The following is an 18,199-nucleotide window of genomic DNA, read 5'->3' as shown; positions in this document are numbered from 1 at the left end:
TTTCGCTTTTTTTGTATAAAAAACAAAGCAATTTCTAGCAGGCAAACGCATGTATCAATTAAAAATAAACGATTTATCTGAACAAGAATTTTTAACCCATTTTTGGCAAAAAAAGCCGCTTTTGATCAAACAAGGGTTTAGTCACTTTGAAGATCCACTTGATGCAAACGAACTTGCTGGCTTGGCCATGGAAGACGCTATTGAGTCGCGTATTGTTACCAATCACAACAACGATTGGCAAACTCATCAAGGGCCTTTTGAAGACTTTGAAGTCCTTACAGAGCAAAATTCAACGTTATTAGTACAAGCAGTTGATCACTGGCATCCTGATGCAGCTTTGCTGCTAGAGCCCTTTAGATTTATTCCTAACTGGCGCATTGATGATTTAATGATCAGCTTTTCTACCCCTAATGGGGGTGTTGGCCCGCATTTAGATCAATACGATGTTTTCATTATTCAAGGTGAAGGAAAACGTCATTGGCGAGTAGGCCTACCCGACCCAACGCTTAAGCAATTTGCTCAAAATAAAAAACTATTACAAGTTGAAGCCTTTGAAGCAGTCATAGACTGTATTTTAGAGCCCGGTGATATTTTGTATATCCCGCCAGGCTGCCCGCATGAAGGCTACGCAGTTGAAAATGCGCTTAATTACTCTGTTGGATTTAGAGCACCAAATCAGCAAGATTTACTTTCAAGCTTTGCCGATCATATTATTGATACTGAAAGTGGCCAAACGCGCTACACCGATCATAATTTAGTAAGCAGAGCCTCTAAAGGTGAACTTAACAACGCTGAAGTAGAAAAAGTTAAACACCTTATGGCATCAATGCTAGAAAATGACGATTTATTTAAACAGTGGCTTGGCAAAACCTTAAGCCAACCAAAGCATGAAATGGACTTAGCACCAGTAGAGCCTGCTTTTACCCAAGAGCAAATATTAAATGAATTAGCAGAGCCAGAAACTATTTTTGAACGTGTAGGTGGCACACGTGCAATTTATCAGCTGTGTGATAATGAACTTCTTGTCAGTGTGAATGGTGAAAATTTTACACTTCCTCTCGAGGACTTAGCAGCAGTAAAATTACTGACCGACGAGACTGAGTTTAATACTGACGAATTAGTTAAAACAAAAAACAGCCTAGTTTTTGTTCAAATGTTTACTACACTTGTTAATGAAGGTATTTGGTTTAACACAAACCAAGAGTAACAAGTAGGAGGCCATTGTGGGTTATCGAGTAACTAAAGTTGAATGGGATCGACAAAAAGATCAGTTACAACAAATAAGGGAGCGCGTTTTTGTTTATGAGCTGCACATACCTAAACGCGTTGAATTTGATAACCACGATAAATTAGCTCTGCATGTACTTGTAACAGACGATACCCGTTGTCCTGTAGCTACTGCACGATTATGTGATGACGGCTTAATTAGTCGCTTAGCTGTACTGCCTGATCACAGAAACCGAAAGGTATATTGCTCATTACTCAATTACATTTTTGATTTGGCTACAGAGCAAGGCATTGAGTCTATTAGCGTTAACTGTGTATTACACGAAGTTGAACGCTTTATACGTAATGGATTTATAAAGCAAGGCAACGTATTTATGGAAGCGGGTATACCTAGGCAAAGGCTTAAATGCCCAGTTAGGTGTGCAGATACAACACCTTTTACGTTAGTTCATTAATTAAATTGTAAGGGTAATCGACAATCGATTACCCTTTTTTGATTATTTTGGTTCGTGAGCCCAAAGCTTATCGTTATCGTATAACTCGTATAGACCATGTGCTCTTTTCACTAATAAGTTAGCAAAATCTGCCTGTGTTTTATCACGTGCGCCCGTACTCATTATCTGGTCTGCTTTTAACTGCCATTGCAGCGAAAAATAACGCATAGCATCACGTGCATCTGATGCCGCCCCCACTTCAGCATGATCTGTTGGTAATTGGCCTGTAACAACCCAATACGTTTTTCCATTTTGCGCTTTAAATTTCCACATAGCGCAAATAGGCGCTAAAAAACGGCTGTCTTGCTCAACTACCGACTTAGGCATAATGCCTTTTTCTGCTAAATATTTTTGTGCTGTTTGAAAACATCCACGTTGCCATGCAACACGTTGTTGTTCGGCTAAAGCTTGCTCTTCAGGTGTTAATTGTTTTTGTTGTTGTTCCATTGTAATGACCTTATTACTTCTTTTTAAACACTGTAAGGTCTTAGTAAATAAGGTGCAAGCATAAAACAGGCTGCTTGCACTTTAAAAACTCTGACTGCTTTGTTTTTATACAAATTGCTATTTTATATTATGGTCAAACGAACCAACATCCCCCGGAAACACAACTGGCGACTCAAAACCATCATGACTTACTGATGATACGCCAAAGTAGTAATTATCTATTACAACGTTTTCAAGTGTGAAATCAGAAACATTACCTACGTATTTACTAAACTGCCATTGCGGTTCGCTTGTGTAACGCCAGTATATTTTGTAACCGGCAACAGTATCATCATTACTTTTTTGCCACGAAAAGGAAGTACTGGCCTTAACCGCGCCTGTAATTTTAACGTCTTTTGGAGGGGGTGGAGCCCATGCCATAGATGCCATAGTCACTGCGTTAAGTGATGTTAATTTTGCTGCATAATCAAAATCAACACCGTCAATTGTATCTCCGTATGTAATGCCATTTTCTGTGCGTAAGTCTTGGTGTTGGCGATCATAATGCTCATTGGTTTCCATTATACGCACCGCTGCAAACCCGGCATCATTAAATGGTCTATGGTGTCCGCCTCGTGCAAACCTGTCTAATCTGTAAACAAGCATTGTGTCTAGGTTGGGTATATATCTATCTGCAACGGTATCAATATAACGCGCTAGATTTCTGCTCGCAGAATCAACCTCACCACCAGTAAACCGGCGAGTACGAGCTTGCGCTTTTGTTTCTACAACACGTGTACCTTCTGAAAAAATACGTGCAGTCGTATTATCGGTCACACCGTTTATGCCCGTAATATTGCCTATCATGTCATTATTTAAAACACCATGTACTTGCCAGTTATTCTTTTGAGCGTACGCTGTTAAAATTTTACCACCAAATAACCCCTGCTCTTCTCCCGATAACGCGGCGTAAACTACAGAGCCATTAAATTTATATTTACTTAATACCCGAGCTGCTTCAATAACTCCAGCGACCCCAGATGCATTATCATTTGCACCCGGTGAGTCACTAGTAAAGTCCATGACATCGCTGACACGTGAATCTATATCACCCGACATCATCACCATACGATTTGGCTCAGTGCTTCCTCGTTGAATAGCAACAATATTGACTACCTCAACTGGGTTAGGGATACGTTTTTCACCAGATATAGTGTCCGATACCTCAATAATTTCTAGGCAACCACCACATTGCGCTGATATTTTTTCAAACTCGGCTTTAATCCAACGTCGTGCGGCGCCAATACCTCGCGTGTCAGATTTAGTTTCTGAAAGTGTATGACGTGTACCAAAGTCCACCAGCGTTTGAATATCACTACCAATTCGCTCAGCTGATACGTTTGCGGCAATATCATGTAATTTCTGTTGGTCTTTGTATTGCACCTCAGCCGCACTAGCTCCGCTCGATACTGAGCAAGCAAGCGCAAGCGCGCTTACCTTTAATAATTTTATTGATGGTTTAAGCATATATGTCGCTCCTTATTGTTATTGGTTCACAATTACCTATGTATTTGTATATCGCAATTGATTTGAGGTAAATACGAAAATAAGTACGCTAAAGCGCAGTAAAGAAGGGTTCTAATTCGAGTTCAATATAAAAATAGTTGCCATGATTATAAAGTAAGGGATCAAACCAAATATCCACAGCTTTAGCCCTAAGGTATAATGTTTAATAACTTTTTTGTTCACCCTTTTGCGAACTCTGATTTTATAATCAGAGGCGTTACCAATTACTAAATTCATCCCCCCTATAATAAGCGCTAAATAAAGTGCACTAGATACTATTAAATTATGTCTTAATGAATCTGTCAGTATTTTTGCATAGTCAAAACAAAAAATAAGAGCAAATATCCCTATATAAACAGATAAGACCATACCGATGAGTACACTCGCTTTGTAACCCGTATGCGTGTTTTTTGGATCCACTTTTTTCAGCCACTGAGCACACACAAAATGTACAGCGCAAATAAACGATCTCATCTTCTATCCTTGAATTAATGAGTAAGTTGGATATTGTTATAACTTATAAAACGGTCATGCATACCCACACTTAATAATACCGAAGCTGAAAACACAAACAAAATTACAAAAACAACACAGACAAGCCCTACGCTATTTTGTAAGCTAGTAATAAAAAATTTTATACATAAAGCCAAAACAACACTGAATATTGCAAATTTGTTGAAAACAAAGTACCTAGGTATCTCAAATGCCCATATTGACGTTTCATTTATAAATTGTCTGTAACCATAAAATACAAAGGCAATAGCACCAACTAAAGCCACTGTAAAAGTAATGAGCGTGATCTCTAAAACCATATTTTTGTGAATAAGCAAATAACCAAGTCGAGTTGAATAAATAAAAATAGCGAGCCAAACTACCAATACAGGGCCTAAAATTAATCCCATTTTTCTTTCCTTGAATGTATTAAATGATTTAATTTAAACCAAAATACTACACGGTTAAGCAAATCAATAAACTTAAAACCGAATAACTTAAGTAAACTTTTTATTTTCGTGCCAAACTAATAAACGAAGACTCTGGATAATAAATCAATTTCGAGCAACTATTGCCTGTAAGTTCGCCTTGTTTTTATTAAAGGTCCTAGGCTTGGAAAGTTTAATTATCATCATGATTTGATAAGTTAGTAAATCACTTAATCAGAATTCCAATTTAGTCATCATTTAAAATAGTAAAAGTATGCGCCAGTTAAAAAATGAAACGCTAAAATGTAACCTTGTGCAGTTTAAGCAAACGGCGCTAGGCCCAATCTATGTTTATGAAAACTCGCAATACCGTTGGTTAACACTTGATGAAAAACGTGAGCAAGATGCTGTTATTCAGGGTGTAATGAGCCAAAGTAGTCCAGAGCGCGTCTTAGTACCTGTTAATCAAAGCATGCTACTTTTTTTATTAAAGTCAGTAACCAATCTCAAAATGCTAAATTTAGGACTGGGAACGGCGGGAGTAGAGCGCGCTATATATTACTTGCTTAATAAAAAACAACTTATAAAAAATCTACATACTTTTAATACCATTGAAATTAACCCTGATGTGGTTGAAATTGCACATACACATTTTAAATTGCCAAAAACACACTCTGTATTTATACAATCAGCTGAGCAATTTATTCAGCAATGTGAAATTAAATACGATGTGATCACCATCGACATATTCAGTGGAGAGCATCACCAGCCCTTTTTAAATAATGCTCTTTTTTGGCAAAATATGACGCACTTTTGTCATTCAAATAGCCAAATAACACTCAACATAAACCCTAAAACAGCTCAAGAGTTACACCTGTTACTGGCCATGTTAAGAAAGTACTTTAAAGCAATCGCGCTTGTTGAATTTAATGAGTATAAAAATATAGTTATTGTTTTAAGCCCCAGTTCGTTAAAACACATTAGCGTTGATGAAATTCAAAATTCTGCAGTTTTTGAGCACCTTGCACCCAATTTATATAAAGATATTAACCATATTTATCACATTGAATCGCAGTAATTAGCGACCTGGCTCATGCTTTTCATAGCAAGGCAAACTGGTTTCTAACTGCTCCCAATTCGCTTTTGAAGTAACAAAATTATGAGATAACGGTTTTTCTGTAATATCTGTATCCAGTAAACCTAACCGAATACGAATACGGCTAATATCACTGCTGTTTGCGCTATAAATAGGCGAACCGCAGCAGGTGCAAAAATACCGTGTTCTACCAGGTTTAAACGAATAACCACTTAATGAGTCTTGCCCTTGAGTAATTAAAAACTCATCTGCATTTACAAAACCATTTGTAGCAAATGCCGTCCCGCTGTTTTTTCTACACAAAGAGCAGTGGCAGTGAATAATACTGGTAATATTACCTGTAATTTCTACGTTTACTTTTCCACACAAACAAGCGCCTGAATACATAATATTTCCTTATTAATTTCTTAAAAATAAATACATACGCATGTTAACTATAAAGTTATTTAATATGAATAAGTTTCAGTAATTTACTGCGAACACATCAAATCTTATATTATTTTTACCTATATTTAATCCTGTCAAATTATTTTGATTTACAATCAGGTTATTATTGGTTATAAAGTAAATGTAATTTGGTAATAACAAATTAAAACCATTCAACTAAATCTTATTACCAATATAAATTTACTTCTGTTTATGCTGTCAATACCAATTACATAAAGAGCAAACAATGCGCTATAAAAACGGTCTTCTACTAATGGGGTTAACCTCGTTAGTGGCATGTAGTCAAAATCATCAACACCCTTCCACGTCTCAATGGTTGTTGATCGATAATTTTGAAACGCAAACGTTAACATGGCAAAAAGCTGATACAGACAATCAAACCAATCCATACGTAACCTACCCACAAGTGACAAAAATATCGCAAGAGGCTGAATCCTCAAATCATTATTTGTTAAAAAAACCAGCCGCCGAAGGTATTGTTGGCAACCGAAAAGCACTCAGCTTTACCAAACTGCCAAAAGTAGTAGAAGTTGGTGAAACTTACACGTTTTTTACACGTATAAATGTAGAAACATTTCCTAATAACCATGCTTTTGGATTAAGTAATCTGCAACCAAATGAAATAAAAAAGCAGGGTTACAACGCGTTTGAACCCACGTTGCGTGTAACAGATAAAGCCGAGTCGAATGGGCTTAAAAACAACGGTACGTTAATGGTTAAAACAGACAATGGCTACAGCAATATACAAAACTACAAAGCCGCTCAATCAGCACAGCCACTAAATACAAATCAATGGTACAGCATTTGGTATGTGGTTAATAACGCGCCTACAAAAATGCAAGGCCAACAATATAATGTGTATGTTCAAGGGGGGGAGTTTACAACTCAAACACTGGTATATAAAAATGCAAAATTTAGAATGAAACGCGAACAACCACTTATTTACTTTTTAGCAAACGCGAACACCGGACCGGCTAAAAAGCCCTATGGCAACGGTGGGTTAAAATACGACGACTTATATATGAGCCGAGGCATAAACCTTTCGAACCCTGTTAGGTAAAATAGCCTACCTAAGTAATGATTAACCTGAGTTCAGGTTAGTGAACACAAAACTGCATTTAAAAATACTTAAATGGTATGATACCCCATATTATTTGCTATTTAAGTTTTTAAAATGTATCGATTATTTGAAAGAATGACCAACGCATTTCCTGAGGAAAAACCCACTCAGCCGCCTTCTACTTTATTTGCGTTTTGCCGCCATTACACCAAGGGCATGGAACTCTCACTAGTACTTATGTCGATAAGTGCGGCGCTCTTGGCTATTTTAGAAGTTTCGTTATTTAGTTATATGGGCCAATTAGTAGATTGGCTAAGTACGCATACACCTCAAACCCTGTTTGTAGAACAAAAGTCTGAACTTATCAAAATGGCTATTATGCTGTTAGTCGTTTTGCCCATAGTGGTATTTTTTCATGCAGCCATCTTGCATCAGGCCTTACTGGGCAACTACCCTATGTCAATTCGTTGGTCGGCGCATCGATATTTACTTCGCCAAAGTGTGAGTTTTTACCAAAATGAATTTGCTGGACGAATAGCCACCAAAGTCATGCAAACGTCTTTAGCGGTTCGCGAAGCAGTAATGAAGTTGCTTGATGTACTTATGTACATAGTGGTTTACTTTGGCGCAATGGTGTTTTTAGTGGCTGAAGCTGACTGGCGCTTAATGATCCCTTTGCTTGTATGGCTTGCGTTGTACGCTTCTATACAGGTTTACTTTGTGCCTAAACTTAAAAAAATAGCCAGTTCACAAGCCGACGCCCGCTCAGAAATGACGGGCCGTATTGTTGATAGCTATACAAACATTTCAACTATTAAACTTTTTTCGTACACCCAACGCGAAGAGCAATATGCTAAACAAAGCATGGATGTATTTTTACAACCCGTGTACAAACAAATGCGCTTAGTAACCAGCCTTAACTTTGCAATTAATACGCTAAACTACTTATTGGTTTTTAGTGTTGCCGCCTTATCACTTTATTTATGGTCATTAAGTGCAATTAGCGCTGGCGCCATAGCTGTTGCAGTGAGTTTATCGCTTAGATTAAATGGCATGGCGCAATGGATCATGTGGGAAATAAGTAGCCTATTTGAAAACATTGGCACCGCCACCGATGGTATGAAAACGCTATCAAACCCAATAAAAGTAGACGATAAACCTAATGCAAACACCCTTGAAGTAACACAAGGCAGCATTGAGTTTCAAAATATACACTTTAATTATGGCAAAGCCGCTAACGAAACCCACCGCGGACCGGTAATGAACGGGTTAAATCTCAACATAAAACCCGGTGAAAAAATAGGGTTAGTTGGACGTTCTGGCGCGGGTAAATCAACGCTTGTTAACCTACTACTGCGCTTTTACGATACCGATTCTGGATGCATAAAAATTGATGGGCAAAATATTACTGATGTAAGCCAAGAAAGCCTACGTCGTTACATTGCTATGGTAACCCAAGATACCTCACTACTTCACCGCTCAGTAAAAGACAATATTTTATATGGCCGCCCCGATGCCACCGAAGCCGAAATGTTAAACGCAGCAAAGCAAGCTAAAGCCCTAGAGTTTATTAATGACTTAGAAGATTCAAAAGGCAACAAAGGGTTTAATGCACAAGTAGGAGAACGTGGTGTCACGCTATCGGGCGGTCAGCGCCAACGCATTGCAATAGCACGCGTATTACTAAAAAACGCCCCTATTCTTATTTTAGACGAAGCAACCAGTGCGCTTGATTCAGAAGTTGAAGCGGCTATTCAAGCAAGTCTGGATGATTTAATGACAGGCAAAACGGTAATTGCTATTGCGCACAGGCTGTCTACCATTGCTCAAATGGATAGACTCATCGTGTTAGATAATGGTGGCGTAGTTGAGCAAGGCTCGCACGATGAACTGATTGCTCAAGGTGGAATATATGCAGGCCTTTGGGCACATCAAACCGGCGGGTTTATTGGGGTGGAGTAGCTGTAAATATAACACGACGTTATAGCGCTACAGCTATAACGTCGTGGTTTACTTATTAAGCAATTAACCGTAAACCTATTAATACCAACATGACAATGTTGGCAATAAAACTGATTAAAAAGAAATAAGTACGTGGGCTTGGGTTTTTTTCTGTTGCTATAACGTAATAAAGCACCATATGAACTATACGAGCAACAACATACACCCATACACATAGGGCAAAAGCAGCACTTTGGTAGTTAATTACAAATGCAAATAACACTGTACCAATAAACAATGCGCTGTTTTCTAATGTATTTTGAAAGGTACGATGCGCTCTAAATATAAAGCTATCGTGCGATAAATCGTCGCTAATTTTACCCGGTACTGCACCCGGTTCTTTAGCTTTACTAAATGTTGCTACCCCCCACTGCACCACCAGCATAATTAAGTAAAAATAAAACCCTAAATAAGCAGATAAAGAAACTTCCGTCATTGTTAAATCCTTTATTATTAAAACTAAGTAATTAAAGCTGCAATACTTTTTGCAAAATGAATACCAAATATAAATTCAATTTATTCAGCACCTTGTAATAAATTAAAAATCACTTTTGTAATAAATACATATTACTATGTGCCTTTTTACAACGGTTTTTTAAGTTCTGAGGCTTAAAGTAATACACACAACACCATGATCGGTTGTTAGGTCATCTCGCTCGTATTCTGGGTTAATTAAATGCCTATCGTAGGTAGTATGGTTGCTGACCTCAAAAAAACTATCGTCGTAACTTGAATCAAACTCACAAGACAGCAAAATATAATCGAGCACTGAGCTGCTGGTGCCAAAGTAATGCGTTGGCTTACGCGTTAAAGGCGCTTGTTTGGCAATATTATTATCACTATTGGTATTGGCTAGTTGAGAATCATCAGTCGTAATAACTAATTTTTCAAATAACGCCCACGAGTCATACAAACAATATTTAGCAAGGTAGGCTTTGGCATCCAATGCGGGCGCAAACCTGAGTGTATTTGTCAGTAAATGGCTAAGCACACCATCGGCTAGGTCATTATTAAAATCCCCCATTAACACCATGGGGTATTGAGTTGCTTCGCGTCGGGTGATCATTTGTATCATAAGTAAAGTAGCTTCGCTGCCGCGCTGTATAGTAGAGCCCCAGCAACCTGCTACATTCGCTTTTAATATTTCGATTATGTTTTGCTCGGCTGTTACCGCTTTATTGTGTTCGTCTACCTCAAGCATGCCCCGCTTAGATTTAAAGTGCACAACATAGCAATCAGTGTTCCCTAAATGCGGTAAAGTAATAGTGGCTCTTAGTACCTTTCGGCTAAATAAAAATGCTTCTGTTAAACCAAGTGAGCATGCAAGTTCTTTATCATGCTCTACAGCTATAACATCAACAATCGGGTATTTAGAGGCGATGCCGACGACTGGGTGCTTAAAAATAAAATCATCTATAACATGGGGTTTATCAACCACAGCAAAGTGCTCGTAACCTTGGTTTAGCATTAACTCTTTAAGCGACTCGATGCTAAATATTTCCTGAAAACCAATTACATCGGGCTGCTGCTCGTTTATGTATTGAGTTATCCATCGTTGTTTTCTTACCCATTGCTCAGCGGTGTATATGCGTTCAAATTCATAATAGGCGTTAGGTGGTTCAAGGTAGTTAAATAAATTAAAGGTGGCTATTTTAAGCTCGGAGTTATTAATTACGGGCTCTGCGGGCAAATTAACAACGTTGTTGATTTTTTCATTTGGGTTTTTGATAGCTAAACACCTGCATTTAGTAATGCATTTATTATAACGCAGCAAGGCTGTATTTCTAAGGCGTGAATTATTCTCATCTATAAATTTACACCGTTTTTTTACGTTATACTCACAGGCTAATTTATTAACTGTATTAGGTTTTATGAACTATTCACACTTTGGTCGTAAATTTACTCAACCCAATGGCATCACACAGCTTATGGAAGATTTAGGTAAAGCCAAAAGCAGTAATAATCCTGATATTGTTATGCTAGGTGGGGGTAATCCCGCTTCAGTACCACACGTAAACACCGTATTTATAAACGAGTTAAATTCCCTAGTAAAAAATAATAAAATAACGCAAATAATGGGTCTTTACGATGGTCCAACGGGTAACGATGAATTTAGAACAGCCCTTGCTAATCAACTCAATAGAGAATTTGCATGGGGAGTAACTGAACAAAATATAGCATTGGGGAATGGGAGCCAAGCAAACTTTTTTGTTCTGTTTAATATGTTAGCGGGCAAAATGAGCGATGGCAGTACCAAGCGCATTCTGTTTCCACTTGCCCCAGAATACGTAGGCTATGCCGACCAAGGTTTATCTGATGATATGTTTGTGGCTATAAAGCCCGACATTGAAATTTTAAATACACCAAACGGCTCTAAACAATTTAAATACGTGATTGATTTTGACGCGGTTGAAAGAGTACTTGCTGAAGATATCAGCATAAGCGCGCTGTGCGTATCGCGTCCTACCAACCCAACCGGTAATGTCATTACCGATGAAGAGATACGCCATCTAGACGCCCTAGCGCACAAATACAATATCCCACTCATTATTGATAACGCCTATGGCGACCCATTCCCTGGCTGTATTTACACCGATGCAAACCTAACGTGGAACTCAAACATTATATTATGTATGTCGCTTTCAAAACTGGGCTTGCCGGGCCTTCGCACCGGTATTGTAGTTGCTAACAACACAGTTATTAAAGCAATTGGCCGTGTTAACGGTGCCATGGTTTTGGCACCAAATAGTTTTGGCCCAAGCTTAATAACTCGCTTAATTAACAACGATGAATTACTTCCCCTGTGTAAAAATAGTATTTTGCCTTTTTATAAAAATAAAGCACAGGTAGCTATTAACCTATTTGATGAAATATTTGCAGACCTGCCGGTTTATTTACATAAAGTAGAGGGTGCATTTTTTATGTGGCTGTGGTTTAAAGAGTCAAAAATAACCAGCGAACAGCTTTACCAAAAGCTTAAAAAACAAGATGTGTATATTATCCCTGGCCACAATTTTTTTATCGGTATTGAAGATAGCTGGGAGCACAAACATCAGTGTGTACGTATTAATTACGCAACCGATGAAACAACGCTCAAAAAAGGTCTTGAGGCTATTAGGCCGTTAATTACTTAACACGACGTGCACAAGGTAGACCTCACTTTTACATATTCACGAGCACAATATATGTCCAAGCATGTGTTAACCCCTTTAAATTTATATATGAATTGGTATCCTACGCAGCATTCTTAACTTACAGTTGTTGTTAAATGTGCATTGCTACTAAATAACCTGAACTCTGAATAATAAATCTCTTAACCAGAGTTCGGCTTAAATAAATATAAAATTCTACTTTTAAGATTAAAAAATATTTTAAGGTAGGCTGTGGCATCAGGTGCAACATTGAATAAAATACACAAACCACGATTAAGGTAAATTATGCGATTAGGCCCAGGATTACTTGTCACTGCAGCCTTTATTGGGCCAGGCACAATCACCACTGCCAGTGTGGCAGGCGCCAATTTTGGTTTTGCCCTTATATGGACATTACTTTTTTCAGTTATTGCCACTATATTACTGCAATCTATGGCTGCACGACTGGGTGTTGCCACAGGGCAAGACTTAGCGCAGGCACTGAGAGCTAATATTCAAACACCGTTATTTAAATTGTTAGCTATATTTTTGGTTATCAGCGCTATTGGAGTTGGCAGTGCAGCATACGAAGCAGGCAATTTAAGCGGCGCGAGTATGGGGTTAATAGGTATATTTCCAAACGTTAACCCGCAAATATGGACCCCTCTAATCGCTTTTGTTAGTGCAGTATTACTTTATAGCGGCAAACACAAAGTAATAGAAAATGCACTAATAGTATTAGTGATTTTAATGAGCTTAGTGTTTATATCTACACTGATTATGGCTGCCCCTTCACTAAATGATGTATTTTCAGGCTTTATGCCTAGCTTGCCTGAAGGTTCAATAACAACGGTACTCGCACTCGTTGGCACCACCATAGTACCTTATAACTTATTTTTACACTCTGGCGTTTTAGCAGCCAAGCACGATAGTAAAAGCGATTTACAAAAAGTAATAAAGCAAACCAATGTTGATACCGGATTATCAATTACCTTAGGCGGTGTGATCACATTAGCTATTTTGTCTACCGCATCGGTCGCCTTTTATGGCACAGAGGCAGGGCAAATCAGCGCAGCAAACATGGCTGTACAACTAGAGCCCCTGTTAGGTGATGCAGCCCATTACTTTTTTGCTATTGGCTTGTTTGCAGCAGGGTTAACAAGCGCCATTACAGCGCCCCTTGCTGGTGCTTATGCGGTATGTGGTATGTTGGGTTGGTCAAACAACATGGCCAGCACTCGCTTTAAAAGCGTGGCGATTATTATTTTATTGTTTGGTGCAGGCGTAGCATCGCTTGGGCTAGACCCTGTCGCGGTTATAATATTCGCGCAAGCAGCTAACGGTTTATTACTGCCTGTTATTACTATTTACTTAGTATGGTTGGTGAATCAAAAATCAGTGATGGGGCAATTTACAAACTCCATTTTTTTTAATTTGATTACTCTTCCTGTTTTAATACTTATTTTTGGCTTAAGTAGCTACAAACTTATCGGTTTAATTTTTAACTAAATGCTAAAAAATCATATTTAAAAGCCGCTGTTTACTAAAAATAGCGGCTGTTGCTTATTAACAAAACAGTTAATTTTTTTTAGTACTTTTAGCTACTTTTATCAGCTGTGCAAACGTATAGCCTCCAACCGCACCAGCAAGCAACTGTAAGTAAAATCCCCAACCTCTCGCGCCAGCAATTATGGTTATATTCATAATTGATTCAATAGCAATGAGCGCGGTCGCAAAAGCAGCTATACCCCCTATAACAAACAGCCCGGCATAATGACCTTTTAATTTTTTACTAATAAACCAGGTAACAAAAAAAGCAATAATAAGTGCAACAGCAATAATAGCGCCGTACGTAGGAAGTAAACCTAACCAATCGTCGAATGTTAAATTAACACGATCGGCAAACCCTACCACTACACCTACATTAACTAATTGATTGACAACGTATTGGCTATGAAACAAGCTAGCAAGCGTAAACGTAAGTAACCAAGCAACTAAAAATGAAGGGAGTATACGTGTTAAAAACAACATGGTTATCTCAACTTAAACAAAATAATTTTTCTTACAGTAGCAAAGGCTTGCACCTTAAACAATCTATCTCACTTTTTATACTATGCGTGCTCTTTGCGTTTAACGTTAATGCAAACAATGATTTACCTCAAAAACAATATAAAACGCAAACATTAGCTACACAGTTAAACTCACCGTGGAGCATGGTGCAACTACCAAATGGCACGTGGTTAGTAACCGAGCGTGATGGCCATGTAGTGATCATTAAAAACAATCAACAAAGTAAAGTAAAATTACCTCTTGAAGGGTTATATGTTGCAGGCCAAGGTGGTTTACTCGACATAGTACTCACGCCTAATTTTGCTGAGTCTAAGGAGCTAATATTTACGTATGCCCAAGGCAGTCTTGAAGCAAACAGGCTCGTTATTGCCAAAGCTAGGTTTGATGGAACACGCTTTTCGGTACCAAAAGTTATTTATAAAGTCGCCACCGATAAGGGTACACCTCAGCATTACTCTGGCCGCGCCCTCTTTCTCCCCGATAGCACTTTACTTTTTTCAAGTGGCGACGGTTTTGACTACCGCGAGCAAGCACAAGTTATAACCAGCCAGTTAGGTAAAGTACTACGAATTAATTTAAATGGTACTACTCCAACCGATAATCCGTTTATCAAACATGAAAACTCTACCGCGCATGCCATTTATTCACTCGGCCATCGGAACCTACAAGGTTTAGTGTATGATGACGATACACAGCAAATTATTAGTCATGAACACGGTCCTGCAGGCGGTGACGAGCTGAACTATTTAACGGCTGGAAATAATTATGGGTGGCCGGTAATTACAAACGGTGACGATTACTCACAAGCACGTATTTCTCCGTTTAGAGACTACCCCGGAATGGCTAAACCAAGCGTAGATTGGACGCCATCAATCGCCCCATCAGGCATGGCGTATTATGGCTCTAAGCATGCAGCCTTCCCTTCACTGCAACGCCACGTACTTATCACTACATTGGTCGATAAAAAGCTCTACAGTGTTAATTTAGTGAATGGTAAATATACCCAGTCGCATGTATTTCCAGAAGCAACAGGCAGGCTAAGAGATGTGTTTGTTACAGCTAAAGGTAATGTAGCAATATTAACCGATGGCAAAGAGGCAAAGCTGATGTTGTTTAAAGCAAATTAATGTACAAATAGGGTTAAAGGTGCTTCGCTTTTAGAGGATACTAGCGGCTTAAGAGAGCCGCTTTAATCACTCACAATCAGGTAATGGCTCACTAATTGTGAGTGTATGAGTAACAAAATCTACTATAGCTTGATACTTTCTAAAAAATGGAGAACCTAATAAGCCATGTATTGTATTGCCGCCACCAGCGGCCTGAACATGGTCTAGGTTGAGTGATACAAACTGTGTACTTTCATACAACTGGCCTGCTAGTTCAAATTTCAAAACGTCTATTAAGCCCATTTCGTGATCAGCTGTACCTAACCCTGCGGCATTTTCTTCGCTTAGTTCCTCTTTTACCCCAAGCTTTTTAATACATGCCCTATCTAAAACAGATGCCCCCGCGGCTGTATCTAAAATTAAATTTACTTTATGCCCGTTTATTTCAGCTTGTATAATTTGATGCCCTGTTTCTGTTACTTCAAATTGCAAGCTTGTGGTTTTAACTAATTCCATGAATGTTCCTTATTTAGGTTGATTTACAAACACTCTACTACAGTTGCCTTCTAAAACAACCGCATAAATAGTAAGCAAGTGACTTTTCACTTACATCCCTTTTGTATTTCAAATCTGGCAGTAATTTCTCAAACTAAAGATACAAAAACTAATTATATTAAAGCAAATTAATGCACAAAGAGAGTCAGAGGCGCTTCGCTTTTAGAGAAATCTGGGAAGTCCATATAATGGCTTAAATAAAGGTGCATCTAACTAATTGCGACTTGATGTCTGAAGTCAAGATTTGACCCCCTTAACTCCTATTAGCAGTTTAGCGCAGAACCCTAATAGTTTCTGTTGTTGTAAAATTGACATTAATATTTTGACCAATAGCATTGTTAATTTTTAAATCTTTAATTTTAAACTCGATACTTTCCTGCTTTTTAAACATGAAAGTAACTCTTAAGTTTGTAGTCTCTAAAACATCAGAAGGTAGCTCTGATAGTGACGTATAATCATGACTAAACCACTTTTCGTCAGAAACCCTGTAGAAATATTTTATTTCGTGGGGTGTGATTACTTTACCACCAACGTTAAATGAGATGTTTGCAGGATTAGCCGATATTTTAAATTTTTTATCAGAAATCGCCTCAAACCAAATCCATGTTTGATCGTAATTTATTAGTACGTCAGCAGCCTGAGTAGTAACTTTTACATCGTTGTCTAGTAAAACTAATTTTGAAGGAGTGTTGTCACCACAATGTCCAGTAGTAATCACTTCACCGCTTTTAGATTCCGGATAGTAGTACGTTCCTGGATAGGCGATACATCCCTGAATCGATATTAGACTAACAATTGCTAGAAATTTACGCATGACTTCCTTTGCTAATATAACGCCTTGCTAAGCGCGCAAAAAATTGTTGGCTAAAATAGGCGAGGAACGAGCAAAAGCCAACTGTTTTTTGTCCGTTTAAGCAACTTGTATGGATAATAAACCCATAAATTAATTAATACTTTAACCTAGTTCGGGTAATGTGAGGCCCAAGCTTTGGCTGCAACCAAAGCCTTTTATACAGTAGTTCGATTGAGCGTAGGCTCCTCTATTGAGAGACCGGTAACAAGTTAGAACGCTGTATAAACTCCAAGCATTAAACTCGGATAGTCAACGGGGCCTCGAGCCCGAATAGCAAGGCAGAGTCAGCTTATTATGAATACAATAAATAATCAAAATGAAATTAACGTCGGTGTCGATACAGGTAAAACACAACTCGATATTTATATCAGGCCTTTAGACATTTACTTTACTGTAGAAAATAATCAAAGTGGCATTAAACACGCCATTCAAATCTTAAAAAAACACCCAGTAACACGCGTTACTATTGAGGCAACTGGACGTCTGGAACAGCCTTTTATCATAGCCTGCGCTGAGGCGAATATTCCCTTCGTTATTGCTAATCCCGTAAACATAAAACGGTTCGCAGGCGCTATCGGCCAAAAAGCAAAAACGGATAAACTTGATGCACAACTTATTGCTCACTTTGGTGAAGCGATTAAACCGCCTTTATCATCTTTAAAGCCAGAGCAAATGCGCTTGATGAGCGATTTACTCTCGAGAAGACGCCAGTTAATGGATATGCAAACGATGGAGAAAAATCGCTCTCAAATAATGCCAAAAACACTATCATCACTCATAAAACCTATCCTAACGGCATTAAAAAATCAGATTGAAAAAGTCGATTTGAAACTTCAAAAACTGGTTAGTGAATGTGACGAATACAAAGCAAAAAATGCCATTATCCAAAGTGTGCCAGGTGTTGGCAATGTGGTCGCATTTAACTTACTTAGTGATATGCCTGAGTTAGGTTATGTGAACAACAAAGAGGCCGCTTCTTTAGTAGGTGTAGCCCCATTCAATCGTGAAAGTGGCGTGTATCAAGGTAAGCGAATGATACGTGGCGGCCGACCCAAAATAAGAACTGCCATGTATATGGCGATGATGTCAGCCATTCAGTGCAACTCTAAATTTAAAGACCTTTATCAACGCATGGTTAAAGCAGGAAAGCCTAAAAAAGTAGCCATTATTGCGTGTATACGAAAGCTGGTAGTGATCATAAATTCTATGGTGAGGGATGGTGTCATGTGGGATCCTAAAATGGTTTG

At 38.4% G+C, this 18,199-nt stretch carries 19 protein-coding genes; 9 read left to right on the top strand and 10 right to left on the bottom strand.

The annotated features are described in order from the left end of the window. Positions 1 to 49 precede the first annotated feature (49 nt). Together AC27I2_RS14725 and AC27I2_RS14720 are read left to right on the top strand one after the other, a co-directional pair. Positions 50 to 1,207 carry a ribosomal protein uL16 3-hydroxylase gene (locus tag AC27I2_RS14725; RefSeq protein ID WP_487204705.1) on the top strand — a complete coding sequence of 386 codons (1,158 nt, stop codon included), beginning with the start codon at positions 50 to 52 and terminating at the stop codon, positions 1,205 to 1,207. A 16-nt stretch (positions 1,208 to 1,223) separates the two neighbouring features. Beyond that, positions 1,224 to 1,682: a GNAT family N-acetyltransferase gene (locus tag AC27I2_RS14720; RefSeq protein WP_138529233.1), complete on the top strand. Its 459-nt coding sequence runs from the start codon at positions 1,224 to 1,226 to the stop codon at positions 1,680 to 1,682. A 42-nt stretch (positions 1,683 to 1,724) separates the two neighbouring features. On the opposite strand, the gene AC27I2_RS14715 is transcribed toward AC27I2_RS14720, so the two are convergent. The 4 genes from AC27I2_RS14715 to AC27I2_RS14700 all read right to left on the bottom strand — a co-directional run bounded on the left by AC27I2_RS14715 (position 1,725) and on the right by AC27I2_RS14700 (position 4,615). Continuing rightward, the gene (locus AC27I2_RS14715) at positions 1,725 to 2,168 is read right to left on the bottom strand and encodes a DUF4826 family protein (RefSeq protein WP_058405525.1); all 444 of its coding nucleotides are present in this window, start codon (positions 2,166 to 2,168) and stop codon (positions 1,725 to 1,727) included. A 117-nt stretch (positions 2,169 to 2,285) separates the two neighbouring features. Next, complete coding sequence (locus AC27I2_RS14710) at positions 2,286 to 3,674, bottom strand: M28 family peptidase (protein ID WP_487204704.1); 1,389 nt, start codon at positions 3,672 to 3,674, stop codon at positions 2,286 to 2,288. A 111-nt stretch (positions 3,675 to 3,785) separates the two neighbouring features. Then, entirely contained in the window at positions 3,786 to 4,187 is a 402-nt protein-coding gene (locus AC27I2_RS14705; RefSeq protein WP_487204703.1) for a hypothetical protein, read from the bottom strand. A 14-nt stretch (positions 4,188 to 4,201) separates the two neighbouring features. Continuing rightward, positions 4,202 to 4,615, bottom strand: a complete 414-nt coding sequence (locus AC27I2_RS14700; protein WP_487204702.1) for a hypothetical protein — start codon at positions 4,613 to 4,615, stop codon at positions 4,202 to 4,204. A 292-nt stretch (positions 4,616 to 4,907) separates the two neighbouring features. Between AC27I2_RS14700 and AC27I2_RS14695 the strand changes: the two genes are divergently transcribed. After that, complete coding sequence (locus tag AC27I2_RS14695) at positions 4,908 to 5,711, top strand: polyamine aminopropyltransferase (RefSeq protein ID WP_487204701.1); 804 nt, start codon at positions 4,908 to 4,910, stop codon at positions 5,709 to 5,711. Here the strand turns inward: AC27I2_RS14695 and AC27I2_RS14690 are convergent, their stop codons facing one another. Further along, positions 5,712 to 6,116, bottom strand: a complete 405-nt coding sequence (locus AC27I2_RS14690) for a GFA family protein (protein WP_487204700.1) — start codon at positions 6,114 to 6,116, stop codon at positions 5,712 to 5,714. A 286-nt stretch (positions 6,117 to 6,402) separates the two neighbouring features. Between AC27I2_RS14690 and AC27I2_RS14685 the strand changes: the two genes are divergently transcribed. Together AC27I2_RS14685 and AC27I2_RS14680 are read left to right on the top strand one after the other, a co-directional pair. Continuing rightward, positions 6,403 to 7,236: a hypothetical protein gene (locus tag AC27I2_RS14685; protein WP_487204699.1), complete on the top strand. Its 834-nt coding sequence runs from the start codon at positions 6,403 to 6,405 to the stop codon at positions 7,234 to 7,236. A gap of 114 nt (positions 7,237 to 7,350) precedes the next feature. Then, complete coding sequence (locus tag AC27I2_RS14680; RefSeq protein WP_487204698.1) at positions 7,351 to 9,198, top strand: ABC transporter ATP-binding protein; 1,848 nt, start codon at positions 7,351 to 7,353, stop codon at positions 9,196 to 9,198. Between the two features lie 55 nt (positions 9,199 to 9,253). Here AC27I2_RS14680 and AC27I2_RS14675 read toward each other — a convergent pair whose 3' ends face one another. Together AC27I2_RS14675 and AC27I2_RS14670 are read right to left on the bottom strand one after the other, a co-directional pair. Continuing rightward, positions 9,254 to 9,673 carry an MAPEG family protein gene (locus AC27I2_RS14675; RefSeq protein ID WP_058553156.1) on the bottom strand — a complete coding sequence of 140 codons (420 nt, stop codon included), beginning with the start codon at positions 9,671 to 9,673 and terminating at the stop codon, positions 9,254 to 9,256. A 159-nt stretch (positions 9,674 to 9,832) separates the two neighbouring features. Next, entirely contained in the window at positions 9,833 to 10,927 is a 1,095-nt protein-coding gene (locus AC27I2_RS14670; protein ID WP_487204697.1) for an endonuclease/exonuclease/phosphatase family protein, read from the bottom strand. A 181-nt stretch (positions 10,928 to 11,108) separates the two neighbouring features. On the opposite strand from AC27I2_RS14670, the gene AC27I2_RS14665 reads away from it, so the two are divergent. Further along, complete coding sequence (locus tag AC27I2_RS14665; protein ID WP_487204696.1) at positions 11,109 to 12,371, top strand: valine--pyruvate transaminase; 1,263 nt, start codon at positions 11,109 to 11,111, stop codon at positions 12,369 to 12,371. Positions 12,372 to 12,674: 303 nt separating this feature from the next. After that, positions 12,675 to 13,877, top strand: a complete 1,203-nt coding sequence (locus tag AC27I2_RS14660) for an Nramp family divalent metal transporter (protein WP_487204695.1) — start codon at positions 12,675 to 12,677, stop codon at positions 13,875 to 13,877. A 69-nt stretch (positions 13,878 to 13,946) separates the two neighbouring features. Here AC27I2_RS14660 and AC27I2_RS14655 read toward each other — a convergent pair whose 3' ends face one another. Then, the gene (locus tag AC27I2_RS14655) at positions 13,947 to 14,399 is read right to left on the bottom strand and encodes a hypothetical protein (RefSeq protein WP_487204694.1); all 453 of its coding nucleotides are present in this window, start codon (positions 14,397 to 14,399) and stop codon (positions 13,947 to 13,949) included. On the opposite strand from AC27I2_RS14655, the gene AC27I2_RS14650 reads away from it, so the two are divergent. Further along, positions 14,384 to 15,565 (top strand): PQQ-dependent sugar dehydrogenase, encoded by a 1,182-nt coding sequence (locus AC27I2_RS14650; RefSeq protein WP_487204693.1) that lies wholly within the window; start codon positions 14,384 to 14,386, stop codon positions 15,563 to 15,565. The genes AC27I2_RS14655 and AC27I2_RS14650 overlap by 16 nt on opposite strands. Before the next feature lie 66 nt (positions 15,566 to 15,631). Here the strand turns inward: AC27I2_RS14650 and AC27I2_RS14645 are convergent, their stop codons facing one another. Together AC27I2_RS14645 and AC27I2_RS14640 are read right to left on the bottom strand one after the other, a co-directional pair. Continuing rightward, the gene (locus AC27I2_RS14645) at positions 15,632 to 16,060 is read right to left on the bottom strand and encodes an aspartyl protease family protein (protein WP_487204692.1); all 429 of its coding nucleotides are present in this window, start codon (positions 16,058 to 16,060) and stop codon (positions 15,632 to 15,634) included. Positions 16,061 to 16,370: 310 nt separating this feature from the next. Next, positions 16,371 to 16,913, bottom strand: a complete 543-nt coding sequence (locus AC27I2_RS14640; protein ID WP_487204691.1) for a hypothetical protein — start codon at positions 16,911 to 16,913, stop codon at positions 16,371 to 16,373. A 333-nt stretch (positions 16,914 to 17,246) separates the two neighbouring features. Between AC27I2_RS14640 and AC27I2_RS14635 the strand changes: the two genes are divergently transcribed. After that, positions 17,247 to 18,199, top strand: a 953-nt coding sequence (locus AC27I2_RS14635; protein WP_487204690.1) for an IS110 family RNA-guided transposase, incomplete at its 3' end; no start/stop codon positions are given.

Source organism: Pseudoalteromonas sp. NH0006-46 (assembly GCF_057547735.1).
The sequence above is the reverse complement of the archived record's forward strand: the minus strand, read 5'-3'. Positions and strand labels throughout refer to the sequence as shown.